Source organism: Alloscardovia omnicolens DSM 21503, from assembly GCF_000420505.1.
Taxonomy (GTDB): Bacteria; Actinomycetota; Actinomycetes; order Actinomycetales; family Bifidobacteriaceae; genus Alloscardovia; species Alloscardovia omnicolens.
Map to the genome: position 1 here is coordinate 1 of NZ_ATVB01000009.1, position 12,773 is coordinate 12,773.

The window sequence follows — 12,773 nt, forward strand, 5'->3', positions numbered from 1 at the left end:
GTCGACAAATCAAAAGTTGTTTAATGCACCAACTGGTTTATCATGATAAAAGAACTATGAAGTTTGAAAAGCGACGAGGAGATACTCATGACGAATTTTGATTTTCTAAAATTAGAGCCAAAATTTGATAGCTTTTCAGATGATGCAATCTCTGCTGAAAAGATTTTGCCGATAGATGTGAAATCGTCTGCTGTTACATGTCGTCGTGCAATGGAGCTTGCAATTAAATGGATGTATTCTGTTGATACATATCTCAATAAACCGTGGGATGAAAAGCTTGCTACGTTGATGAGTACTGATGATTTCAGAGGTATTGTTGACCCAGAGTTACTCGCCCGCATGCATTTCATTCGTAAAATAGGAAATTCTGCAGCACATGGCGATAAGAAGATTACGGAAGATGCGGCACTGGTATGTTTAGAAAATCTTTTCTATTTTATGGATTTTGTTGCATACTGTTACGCCGATAATTATACAAAGCCTAATTTTTCACATGAGAGTATTGGTAAGGCTGAATCTGGTTCAGTTGCGGTTGCAGGAACGTCTAATCATTCAATTGATGTAGAGATAAAACTCGAACAGCTCATGAAGGAAAATGCTGATTTACGTGAGCAACTTACCAGTAAGCGCGAAGAGCAGCAACCTACTTATGCTCCGAAGCCACTAGAATTTTCTGAGTTCAAAACTCGTAAGATTTATATAGATTTGATGCTTGAAGATGCAGGCTGGATTGAGGGCAAGAACTGGATTAATGAATATGAAGTTCTAGGAATGCCAAATAAGTCTGGAGTTGGTTTTGCGGATTATGTGCTGTGTGGCGATGATGGAAGCATTCTAGCCGTTGTTGAAGCGAAGAAAACGTGTGTTGACGTGGCAAAGGGTCGTCAACAGGCAAAACTTTATGCTGATTTGATTGCACAGCGGCAGGGATGTCGTCCAGTTGTATTCCTTACAAATGGTTTCGATATGCGAATCATTGATAACCAATATCCTGAGCGTAAAGTAGCTGCTTTTTACTCCAAGCGCGACTTGGAAAAACTCTTTAACTTGCAACGTACGCGCTCAAGTCTTCAAAATATTCGAGTTGATAAGAATATTGCCGATCGCTATTACCAAGAAGCAGCTATCAAGTCGGTGTGCGAGGGTTTTGGTAAAAAGAACCGTCGTAAGACACTTCTTGTCATGGCAACGGGCTCTGGGAAGACGCGTACAGTAATTGCTTTATGTAAAGTACTTCTTGAGCAAGGCTGGGTAAAGAATATTCTTTTCTTAGCAGATCGAACTTCATTGGTAACGCAGGCGAAGCGTAATTTTGTTAATTTATTACCTAGCCTATCCGTTACTAATTTGAGTGAAGAAAAAGATAACTATGCTGCACATTGTGTTTTCTCCACGTATCAAACAATGATGAATTGCATTGATGAAGTCTCCGATAATGAGGGGAAGCTCTTTACTGCAGGGCACTTTGATCTCGTTATTTGCGATGAGGCTCACAGGTCTATTTACAACAAATATAAAGAGATTTTTAACTATTTCGATGCGCCTTTGGTTGGTTTAACTGCTACTCCTAAAGACGAAATTGATAAGAACACTTATGAAGTTTTTGAGCTTGAAAATGGCGTTCCAACCTATGGTTACGAACTTGCTCAGGCAGTGAAAGATGGTTATCTTGTTGATTTCATATCGGTGGAGACGACACTGAAATTCATTGAAAATGGGATTGTTTACGATGACTTATCTGATGCAGATAAGCAGTTATATGAGGAAACTTTTGAAGATGAAGACGGTGTAATGCCTGAAAATATTAGTTCGTCTGCACTCAACGAATGGATTTTTAATACAGATACCATTCGTGAAGTGCTCAACGTTGTCATGACAAATGGCTTGAAGGTTGACTATGGGAATAAGATTGGTAAAACAATTATTTTTGCCAAAAATCATAGGCATGCTGAGAAGATTCTTGAAGTGTTTAATAAGGAATATCCTCATTTGAACAATTATGCGAAGGTCATTGATAATTACATGACGTATGCACAGAGTGCTATTGATGAGTTTTCTGACCCGAGCAAACTACCTCAAATCGCGATTTCCGTTGACATGCTTGACACGGGAATTGATGTTCCTGAGGTGCTGAATCTTGTGTTCTTCAAAAAGGTTATGAGCAAGGCGAAATTCTGGCAGATGATTGGGCGAGGAACGAGAGTGTGCCCAGAGTTGATTGATGGTGCAGATAAAAAGCAATTTTACATCTTTGATTTCTGTCGAAACTTTGAATTTTTCCGCATGAATAAGGGTAAAGCTGTGGCAAATAAACCCTCTCTTCAGAGCGCACTTTTTAATCTTCACTTTGATATGGCATATAAATTGCAAGATGGACAGTATCAAACTGATGATCTTATCCAATATCGCAATGAACTTGTGGACTATATGGTTGGTAAAGTTGGAGAACTTAACCGTGAGAATTTCGCTGTTCGTCAACATTTGCGCTATGTAGATCAGTATGCTCAGGTATCTGGTTATCAAGCGCTTACTTATGAAGATACTCTTGTGGTTAAAGATGAGTTGGCGCCGCTCATTCAGCCGGATGATGATGATGATATTGCTGCGCTCCGCTTTGATGCTCTTATGTATGGGATTGAACTTGCGTGTTTGATAGGGGAAAAACACGAGCGAGCAAAACGTGATGTTCGTTATCGAGTCGCTGGAATATATGAAGTTGCAAATATTTCAGAAATAGCTGCTCAGTCGGACTTACTCGTGAAGCTTTTGCATACGGACTATCTGGATAATGCCGATATTCATGAATTTGAGCATATTCGTAAGTCTCTGCGTAATTTGATGAAGTATATGCCAAGAAAAGGTAGGACTTACGATACAAACTTCGATGATGAGATTCTTTCTATGGAATGGAAAGAAGCTGAACTCGAGAGTGACGATTTGAAGAATTACAAGGCGAAGGCAGAATTCTATATTCGTCAGCATCAGGATAATGCAGTAGTTACTAAATTGAAGAACAACGTCCCACTACATGCTGATGATATTAGTGCATTGGAAACAATTCTTTGGAATGAAATTGGTACTCAGCAAGATTATGAAGCGGAGTACGGTGATAAACCGTTAGGTGAATTCGTGCGTGAAATTGTTGGGCTTGACATGAATGCTGCAAAGGCTGCTTTTGCACAGTATCTTGATGAAACGTATATGGATAGCAGGCAAATTTACTTTGTGAATCAAATTATTGAGTATGTAGTGCGCAACGGAATGCTCAAAGATATGCATGTTCTTCAAGAAACTCCTTTTACGGACAAAGGAAGTATCGTCGACATATTTACGGATATGCAAATATGGATTGGCATAAAACGTGTAATAGATCAAATTAACGCGAATATGCTTGCTGTGTAGACTTAGTCTGAGCTATATTGGTGTGTTGTTTCTAAAAGTGTACTATACACCAATAGCTTAAACATTAAGCTGTTTCTTGATCATAGTAGAGGGCGACGTTTAAAAGGGCATTAATCCTGCTTCTCGTTATATGCATACGTTCTTTTTGCTTGCTCTACTTGTCGATGGAAGTGTTTCTTTTAACGCAAAACCGAGCGTTCATCTCGCCTTCTCAGGCATACGCGCGCTATAAATTATGCCGATGGCAATTTTCCGACATAATCATGGTGTAGGACGTGTGTATTCCTTAGGATTAAGGGTAGAAAATATAATCATCTCATATATCTTCAGGAGAGAAAATGGAAGTACGCGCACGCAAAAGTGCACTCAAAAAACTTGCTATCGCTGGTATTGCTGCTCTCGTCAGTTTTGCTTTAACGGCATGCGCGTCAACAGGTAACACAAAAACCGAGAGTAAAGGCGTCGATAGTTCCGCAATTATCACTGTTAACAGTGTGGAACCAACTGGTGAATTACTCCCCGGAAATGTATCTGATACTGCCAGCTGGAAAATTGCTACACAGCTTTTCGACGGTCTGGTAACCTTCACAAATAAAGGTGAGCTAGTTCTGGACGAAGCGGAATCTATTACTCCCAACGAGGATGCGTCTGTCTATACCATCAAGCTGAAGAAGGGCTTGCAGTTCTCCAATGGTGAAGCTATTACTGCTCAAACCTATGCGCGAGCTTGGTCTTATGCTGCCAATGCTGCAAACGCGCAGGTGGGTGCTTCTATTTTCGCAACTATTAAGGGTTACGATGAGCTGCAGGCTGAGGGTGTAGATCCAAATGCTCAGCTGTCGGGTTTGTCGGTAGTTGATGATCGCACTCTCCAAGTTACGCTGAACGCTCCAGACTCTTCTTTCTCTTACAAAGTAGGAGACGTGGCATTTTTGCCTATTCCATCTGTGGCATATAAGGATATTCACGCTTTCGGTAAGAACCCAACTGTTTCGAACGGTCCATATGTATTGGACGCATGGAACATCAATGAGAATATTAAGTTGCGTGTGAATAAGAAGTATTCCGGTGTGCGCGAGCCTAAAAATGCGGGTATTGATTTCGTGGTCTACGATTCTCTCGACAGCGCTTACGCAGATTTGCAAGGCGGTAATTTAGACGTTCTTGATTCCATTCCAACATCTGCTCTGGGTGAGTATAAGAATGATCGCAGTATTCAGGCTTTCTCTGATCGCTCGTCTGCTTTTAAGTCGATTACCATTCCTCAGAACTTAGCTCATTTTAGTGGGGAAGAGGGCGCTTTGCGTCGCGCGGCTATTTCTTATGCGATTGACCGTTCAAGTGTTACGAAGAAAATTTTAAGTGGCGCAGCAACTCCTGCAGCCGATTTCTTGGCGCCTGTTATCGCTGGATATTCTAAGGATTTGACTGGCTCTGAGGTTTTGAAGTATAACGCGAAGAAAGCGAAAGAACTGTGGGCGAAGGCTGATGAGATTTCGCCTTGGGAAGGCACTTTTACTATCGGATACAATGCTGACGGTCCTTACAAGGAATGGATTGACGCTGTGGCAAACTCGATTTCCAATGCTTTGGGTATTGAAGCGCGCGGTGACTCCTATGCCACGAGTAAGGATTTTGCTACGGCGGTGAATAAGCGTGAGACGCATGGTGCTTTCCGCTCAGGATTGCAATCTGATTATCCTCACCCGGAAGGGTACCTTTTCCAGGCTTATGATTCGGCTTCGGCTGATGGTAAGGGCTTGAATAATGGTGATTACAAGTCTGCTGAATTTGATCAGTTTATGGATACTGCCGCTGCTCAAACGAATTTGGACGATGCAATTGCAACGTATCAGAAGTCTGAGGGGCTGCTTTTGAAGGATCTGCCTGTGATTCCGCTATGGTATGACAATGTGTCGGCTGGAGCAGCTCAAAAGATGAAGACCGTGAAATTCAACTACATGGGATTGCCTTCTTATTATGAGCTGGAGAAGGCGGAGTAGGGCGTAGAAGCCGTAGTGCAGTAGAAGTTGATTCGCTTGCTTTAGTTCGTGCGGGGGGGGGCGGTTCGGAAGTTGCTGGTGTATGCGCGTGGTGCTGTTTTGTGGTGCTGTTTTGTGGTGCTGTTTTGTGGCGCGTGGCGAAACGTTTTGATTTTTCGAGCGCTCTCGCTACACTAAAACACGTGACTGCGCGCGCATGGCTTTGACCCTCTGCTCGCGATAAACAGTTGCAAGGATGGGGCCATAGCTCAGTCGGTTAGAGCAAGCGACTCATAATCGTTGTGTCCAGGGTTCAAGTCCCTGTGGCCCTACCGTGTCATGTCTCATGACATAGTTGCGCTAACTATGTCGTGAGATTTTTTATTTTTTGTGGTTGTGTTATGTTGTGTGGTGTTATGGCATAATTCCGATGTTTTCCTCCGCATTTTCTTTGATAGTCATATGCTGTGTGTTTATTGTTGATTATTATTCTGCGAAAACTTCCATCGGATCTGAAGCTCATATGCATATGAAATTTTTGTGGATGGAACAATAAAATAGTCTCCTCAAACAGAAGTTACGAGGAGACTATTATTTGTTTTATAGAAGGCGATAAATCGCTTATTGCAGAGCAAATTCCTTCTTGGCTTCGTCACCAGAAGAGAAATCGATAGTGCCTTTAACCTCAACGGTTACAGGATTTGTTTCATCTTCAAGAACATATCCTTGTGTTACCGTATTTGTTGCGCCTGGCTGGAGAGTAGTCATCGCGCTGTTAGGATCGTAACCTTCTGGATTATCCATGTAGATAGCATTATTGAGCGATTTACCATTCTGGAAAACTTCCGTATGAATCTCCATGAAGTTAGAATTCTTATTCTTATTGTTTGTTACTTCATAAGTAACGAGTACTGTTGGCTTACCTTCATAATCAGGATTTGACTTAACAGCGGAAACAATCTTGACTGTGTAGTTCCCGTTATCAATCTTTACGGAACCGTCTGCGCTCTCTTCAGCCTTTTCGCTCGACTTGTCTGCCTCGGATTTCTGTGGCTTTTCAGTTGTGCTTTCAGCTGTTGCAGAAGAAGTTGTTTCCTTAGTAGCGTCATAAATCGCCTTTGAAAATGCGCTCTGCATAGCAATGGTAATAACCATAGCGAGAACAGTTAATACCACACCAGCAACAGCGATGTTGTGTCCCTTTTTCTTACCTCGTTTACCTGTGGCAACAAGACCAATTACGCCGAATACAACGCCAATAATTCCAAGGATAAAAGCGAGATTATTGATAATAGGAATGAAAGACAACACTATTGCAGTAATACCGAGCACCAAGCTTGTAATAGCTAAACCGCTCGTTGATTTTGCTTCCTGTGCTGGAAGTGGGGCAGGGGCTGCAACCTGTGGCTCAGGCTGAGGCGCTACTGGAGTTACTTCTGGAGTATCACTCATCGTTTTCTCTTTTCTCTCGTGAGATAGCGGTTAGTAGTCTGATTGAATACGCGCAATGCAATAAGGAAAACAGGTTTCATATCGCGTAATTGCGTACATGAGGAGACTGCTAATTAATTCAGAATGCTATCGGGGGGGGGGACGCTGTTTTGCGTATTGTTTCTGTGTATTGGTTTGCTTTGCTTTAAGACTCACAGATGGGCTTGTGTGTGAGTGGTAAAGCTTTTACCAAGGGGTAAGAATGGCATATTTCGGCTTTAACGCTCACATAAGTCAGCGTGTGTGAATGGTAAAGCATATCGTGGTGAAGCAGGTGTTCGGTTTTCGTTGAAAAATCAAGGAAAGACAATCGGTGTGGATTGACTGTTGTGCTGTAACGCTCACAGATGAGCTCGTGTGTGAGTGGTAAAGCTTTTACCAAGGGGTAAAAATGGCATATTTCGGCTTTAACGCTCACACAAGTCAAGATGTGTGAATGGTAAAGCCTTTACCACCCTGATTTCAGAGGTATTTTCGGCTGTAAGGCTCACATAAGTCCACATGCGTGAGTGGTAAAGCTTTTACCACGACCTAAAAATGGTCTTTTTCCGCTGTAACACTCACATAAGTCAGCGTATGTGAATGATAAAGCCCATACCAATCCATTTCAGAGCAGCTAAGCTTTCAAGGTTCACGAATGAGAGGACACGAGTTCAGTGAATCTAAGCGAATCCAAGCGAATAATCACAGCGAGCACAACCATAAGTTCCAAGGTAGTTGTGAGTGCATAAGTCATCGAATAAACGTAGTTATTCACATTGGTTCACAATGTCTTGAAAAATTGATTTTCTCAGAAGGAAAAACCAGTATCGATAGTATGAATAATTTACAGAAGAACATATCGAGTTTACGAGCGAATGAGAAAAGACGAGTACATTATCCCCATGTTACTGTTCTGCGGTCCGTGGTTATGAACATTGAGTCGTTCTCAGCAGAAACTCCGCGTTGGCAGATTCGTTATGCACTAAATTTGGCAAGAATTGTGGGCGTATATCGTACACGGAAAAACCTGCAATACTTTACGCATGAATCTGCCGTACTCTTACATGGCCTTTCGCCGTGGAACGTAGAGCCTTCAGTTTATGCTGCTACCAATAGCAATCGGCATAAAACAACGTTACCAAAAGTTACGATTAACACAGAGGTTTTTGAACCAAGAGAATTTCGTCCAACCTTTAGCCTGCAACGCAGCGATGAGTATCTAACAATCGACAATCTTCCGGTTGAGTCTCTGGAAAATACTGCTATTCGTATGGTTATTTCTCGTCCAGCGGTTGATGCGTTGGTTGCGGTATCCCAAATTCTGCATAGGCTTACGCGATTTTCGCATTTTCAATGGCAATATTCGCGTTCGTTAGAAAAACAAGTGAAACAGTCACTTCTTGTACGTTTAGACAAGATACAGAAAGAACACCCAAAGTTAGGTAATTATGACAGAGGAAGAGTACTCATAAACGTAGCCGATGCAGCTTGTGAATCAGCAGGAGAAGCAGCATTACAACCGATTTTATATGCGGTTTTCTCAGACGCTTTGGTGAGTCAGTATAAGATTCACATGAACGGTCATGATTATTTTGCAGATTTTGCAGTTCCAGAAGTGCATCTCATTATTGAATTTGATGGCGTGGGAAAAATGGGAACAAACGAACAAGAATTTAATGATGCTCTCCACGCCCAGCTCAATAGGCAAAATGCAATTGAGTCTTTGGGATATTCATTTATACGTGTGAAGTGGAATGATTTGCTCAATCCAACAGATCTCTACAATCGCTTCGTGAGGTATTCGATGAAAAAATATTCCGATTTTCACCTGCGTAGCAGTACTTTGAAAAGCTTACTTGAATCAGAAGCTGTTATATAAGTCTGCTATATAAACCCTAAAACCTAAAATCTCTTTTATTTCGCCTATATTCCACCTTTTATTCCCCTTGCTGTATGATGTACACCACGGGGAGCTTGTGTAACAGGCTGAGAGGATGGTACGACCATCGACCCTTGAACCTGATGTGGATAATGCCAACGTAGGGAAATGCAGTGCATATCATTTCGTCGCGGAACGTTCCGTTTCAGGCCTCTCATAAACAACAGGAAACGAAGAAATGTGGCGATGTGTGCTCATACTCATACATTCGCCTCCGTGAGAACAGCTACTGCATCGCCGCATTCCTTCCCACTTTCAGAAAGTTCCGGGAACTTCAGAAACTTTCATGGAGTTACATTAAAGGGGTAAGTAATGCTCACAGAAATGCTCACGAATGTTCGAGCACACAATCCGCTCGTTCACAACATCACGAATTATGTGACTGTGAACGATTGCGCCAACATCGTTTTGGCTAGTGGTGGCTCGCCAATCATGGCAGACGGCATTGATGAAGTAGAAGAAATCACAACAATTTGCGCATCGCTTAACATTAATATTGGTACGCTTAACGATGCAACGCGCGAAGCAATGGTTCGTGCGGGCAAGCAAGCGAATAAAGTTAATCATCCAGTGGTTCTCGATCCAGTGGGCGTGGGAGCATCAACTCTGCGTAACGAGACTATCGTTCAGCTTCTCAAAGAAGTGCAGTTTAGCGTTATCCGCGGCAATATTTCCGAAATTAAGTTCATTGCTGATTTGCTTGGCCTCGATGTAAATACAGCGTCTCAAAGCCGTGGAGTAGATGCCAGCGATGAAGATAAGGTTACGAAAGACAACCTCAATGAGGCAGCAGCTTTTGCGAAGGCTATGGCGCGCGCAACTGGCTCGGTTATTGCTATGACTGGTGCGATCGATGTAGTAGCAGATACAGAAAAAGCGTATTGCATTTTCAACGGTCACGCTGAAATGTCTACGATTACAGGATCTGGCTGCCAGCTTTCTGCTTTACTTGGCTCGTATTTGGGTGCTAACCCAACGACTCCATTAGATGCTGCCGCTGCTGCAGTTATTGTTATGGGTGTATGCGGTGAGATTGGTCATGAACGCATGACTGATGTAGACGGTAACTCCAGCTATCGCAACTATATTATTGACGCTGTTCAGCGCTTAACTTCTCAGCAGCTTGAAAACAAGGCACGTTATGAAGTTCGATAACCGCAAGCAAGCCGTTAAAGATATGATGCTACTGTATGGCGTTACTGACCGCACGTGGTCAAGTAATTACCCGCTTATACAGCGCATTACAGAAGCTTTAGATAACGGCATGACGTGCGTTCAGCTGCGTGAAAAACATATGAGTGACGAGGATTTTCTCTCTGAAGCTCGCGAAGTGAGCGCTTTATGCAAGCACTATAATGTTCCGTTTATTATTAACGACAACGTTGATGTAGCTATTGCTTGTGGCGCTGACGGTATTCACGTTGGTCAAAGTGACGAAGCTGCCACACAGGTGCGCGCTCGCGTAGGCAGTTCCATGATTGTAGGTGTGTCTGCATCAAGCCTTGAGGAAGCTATTAAAGCTGAAAAAGATGGTGCAGATTATGTGGGAGTGGGTGCTGTTTTCAGCACATCCACCAAAGCAGATGCCGACTACCTCAGTATGGATGAGCTACGTGCAATTTGCGAGACTGTGAATATTCCTACCGTTGCTATTGGCGGCATTCACGCAGGAAATATTCAGCTTCTGCAAGGCACAGGTATCGATGGCGTAGCGGTCGTCTCCGCCATTTTTGGTGCGGACGATTCGGCTGCAGCCACCGCTCAGTTGCGCGCGCTCGCTGAGAAAGTAGTGCCCGAGCATGCTTAAACGCTACGTTGTGTGGGATATGGACGGAACTTTGATTGATTCTATGGAGATGTGGACCAATTTGGTTGGCGAGTACTTGGAATCGCAAGACATTTCGCCCGTAGATCACGCGCAGCTCGTGAAGCAGTTAGATATGCTGACCGTAAGCGAGGGAACAGCTTTGTTATCCCAACATTTTCCTCGCTTAGGCAGTCCGCGCGCTATAGAGCAGCAGATTGATGCGCTGCTAGAGCGTCATTACCGCGAAGACCTCGTTCTTAAACCAGGCGTCGAGCAAGCTTTGCGCTGTCTGAGCAGAAAAGACGTGCACATGTGCGTGGCATCCGCCACAGCAGAACCGCTTATTCAAGCGTGTTTAGCGCGCTTAGGTGTGCTGCATCATTTTGATTTTCTACTCTCGTGCGAAACATTGCAGACGAGCAAGCGCGAGCCGAGGATTTACTTGGAAGCAGCCAAGCGCTGGGCAGTCAAACCGAGCGATATAGCCGTGTGCGAGGATGCGTATCATGCGCTCGAAACCGCGCATAAAGCGGGTTTCTATACGGTCGCGGTTTTCGATCAATCAAACGCGAATCAGTGGGCAGACTGCCTAAAAATCGCGGACGAATCAATCATAAACAAAGAAGAATAAATGAAAACAGTATTATCCATTGCCGGAAGCGACTGCAGCGGCGGCGCCGGTATCCAAGCGGACCTGAAGACCATGACCATGAACGGCGTGTACGCGATGACAGCGATCACCGCGCTGACCGCGCAAAACACGACCGGAGTGCAAGCGGTAATGGAGGTGACGCCTACCTTCCTTGAGCAGCAGATCGACAGTATTTTTACGGATATCGCGCTCGACGCGGTAAAAATCGGAATGATCTCCTCACCTGAGCTCGTCGATGTTATCGCGAAAAAACTGCGCGAATACGAGGCGCACAATATTGTACTGGATCCTGTGATGGTGGCTACCAGCGGTAGTGCGCTGTCGACGAGCAGCACTATCGAGGAGATGAAAAATCAGCTTTTCGCGCTCGCAACCGTTATAACGCCTAATATTCCCGAAGCGCAAGTGTTGTGGGGCAAGAACATCGACACTGCCAATCAGATGGAAGAAGCGGCAGCAGATATCGCGAAACGGTACGGATGCTCGGTACTGGTCAAGGGCGGTCATCGCGTAAACGATGCGAACGACTACCTGTTCGACGTGGACGCGGATAAGGGAACGTGGTTCGTCGGTCAGCGCATAAATAACACGAATACGCACGGAACTGGTTGCACGCTTTCGAGCGCAATTGCCTCGAACCTGGCGAAGGGATACGACCTCGACGAATCTATTGAGCGCGCGAAAAACTATCTGAGCGACGCGCTCGCCGCCATGCTCGACCTGGGCAAGGGGAGCGGTCCGATGCAGCACAATTTCAATCTGAACGGCACATATAAGGAAGTAAAGGAATAATAATGAACGCAACAGAACGCTTACTGGCAGACAGCAAAGATATTTGGGATCAGTACTACACACATCCGTTTATTCTAGGACTGCAAAACGGCGACCTCGATCCAGACAAATTCCGTTTCTACATTCTGCAGGACTATCTATATCTCGAGGAGTATGCCAAGGTTTTCGCAGTGGGCGTGGCCAAGGCAAAATCGCATGAGCTTATGCAGACTTTCTCGGGAATTCTTACAGCAATTACGCATGTGGAAATGAATTTGCACAACGGATATATGGGCAAGTTCAATGTGAAGCCGCAGGAGCTGGGCAATAGCTCACGCAGTCTCGATAATCTTTCGTACACCTCGTACATGCTGCGCGTGGCATACGAGGCCGGCGAGGTGGAGATTCTTGCGGCAATTTTGTCGTGCGCGATTAGCTACGAATATATTGCGAACAATATTGTGAAGAACAATCCGAAGGCTACTGAACACGAACTGTACGGCGAGTGGGTTAGCTGCTATTCGGGCGAGGAATATGCTGCGAACAATCGCTCGCTCACCGAGACTTTTAACCGTTTGGCTGTCGATTATTCCGACAAGCAGATGGCTGAGCTCAGCGAAATCTTCCGCCGCTGCTCGCAGTATGAGCTTGATTTCTGGGAGATGGGCTGGAACAAGGCGATGGTCTAAGCTGGCGAATCGCTTCGCTGTGTGCGAAGCTTGCCTGCGCTCTGGCTTGCTCTCGTCT

General features: G+C 44.3%; 9 protein-coding genes, 1 tRNA gene and 1 riboswitch. Of the genes, 9 read left to right on the forward strand and 1 reads right to left on the reverse strand.

Translation table 11 applies throughout. From position 1 onward, the window contains the following. Positions 1 to 87: 87 nt before the first annotated feature. The 3 genes from G464_RS0104740 (at position 88) to G464_RS0104750 (ending at position 5,716) form a co-directional block, all read left to right on the forward strand. Positions 88 to 3,402, forward strand: coding sequence for a DEAD/DEAH box helicase family protein (locus G464_RS0104740; protein WP_022856944.1), 3,315 nt, complete (start codon positions 88 to 90; stop codon positions 3,400 to 3,402). Between the two features lie 338 nt (positions 3,403 to 3,740). Further along, positions 3,741 to 5,405, forward strand: coding sequence for a peptide ABC transporter substrate-binding protein (locus tag G464_RS0104745; RefSeq protein ID WP_022856945.1), 1,665 nt, complete (start codon positions 3,741 to 3,743; stop codon positions 5,403 to 5,405). Between the two features lie 237 nt (positions 5,406 to 5,642). Next, a tRNA-Ile gene (locus tag G464_RS0104750) sits at positions 5,643 to 5,716 on the forward strand. Positions 5,717 to 6,005: 289 nt separating this feature from the next. Here G464_RS0104750 and G464_RS0104755 read toward each other — a convergent pair. Continuing rightward, on the reverse strand, positions 6,006 to 6,836 hold the full coding sequence (locus tag G464_RS0104755) for a DUF5067 domain-containing protein (protein WP_022856946.1): 831 nt from the start codon (positions 6,834 to 6,836) through the stop codon (positions 6,006 to 6,008). Positions 6,837 to 7,692: 856 nt separating this feature from the next. Here G464_RS0104755 and G464_RS0104760 point away from each other — a divergent pair. The 6 genes from G464_RS0104760 to tenA all read left to right on the forward strand — a co-directional run bounded on the left by G464_RS0104760 (position 7,693) and on the right by tenA (position 12,715). After that, positions 7,693 to 8,736 (forward strand): DUF559 domain-containing protein, encoded by a 1,044-nt coding sequence (locus G464_RS0104760; RefSeq protein WP_162138581.1) that lies wholly within the window; start codon positions 7,693 to 7,695, stop codon positions 8,734 to 8,736. A gap of 79 nt (positions 8,737 to 8,815) precedes the next feature. Then, positions 8,816 to 8,920, forward strand: a riboswitch (TPP riboswitch). 188 nt (positions 8,921 to 9,108) lie between these two features. Beyond that, on the forward strand, positions 9,109 to 9,951 hold the full coding sequence (gene thiM / locus G464_RS0104765; protein ID WP_021617836.1) for a hydroxyethylthiazole kinase: 843 nt from the start codon (positions 9,109 to 9,111) through the stop codon (positions 9,949 to 9,951). Further along, complete coding sequence (gene thiE, locus G464_RS0104770; protein WP_021617837.1) at positions 9,938 to 10,603, forward strand: thiamine phosphate synthase; 666 nt, start codon at positions 9,938 to 9,940, stop codon at positions 10,601 to 10,603. Before thiM ends, thiE begins: the two co-directional genes overlap by 14 nt. Further along, positions 10,596 to 11,234: an HAD family hydrolase gene (locus G464_RS0104775; protein ID WP_026472620.1), complete on the forward strand. Its 639-nt coding sequence runs from the start codon at positions 10,596 to 10,598 to the stop codon at positions 11,232 to 11,234. Before thiE ends, G464_RS0104775 begins: the two co-directional genes overlap by 8 nt. Continuing rightward, positions 11,235 to 12,047: a bifunctional hydroxymethylpyrimidine kinase/phosphomethylpyrimidine kinase gene (gene thiD, locus G464_RS0104780; RefSeq protein ID WP_026472621.1), complete on the forward strand. Its 813-nt coding sequence runs from the start codon at positions 11,235 to 11,237 to the stop codon at positions 12,045 to 12,047. A 2-nt stretch (positions 12,048 to 12,049) separates the two neighbouring features. Continuing rightward, positions 12,050 to 12,715, forward strand: coding sequence for a thiaminase II (tenA, locus tag G464_RS0104785; RefSeq protein WP_022856948.1), 666 nt, complete (start codon positions 12,050 to 12,052; stop codon positions 12,713 to 12,715). Positions 12,716 to 12,773 lie beyond the last annotated feature (58 nt).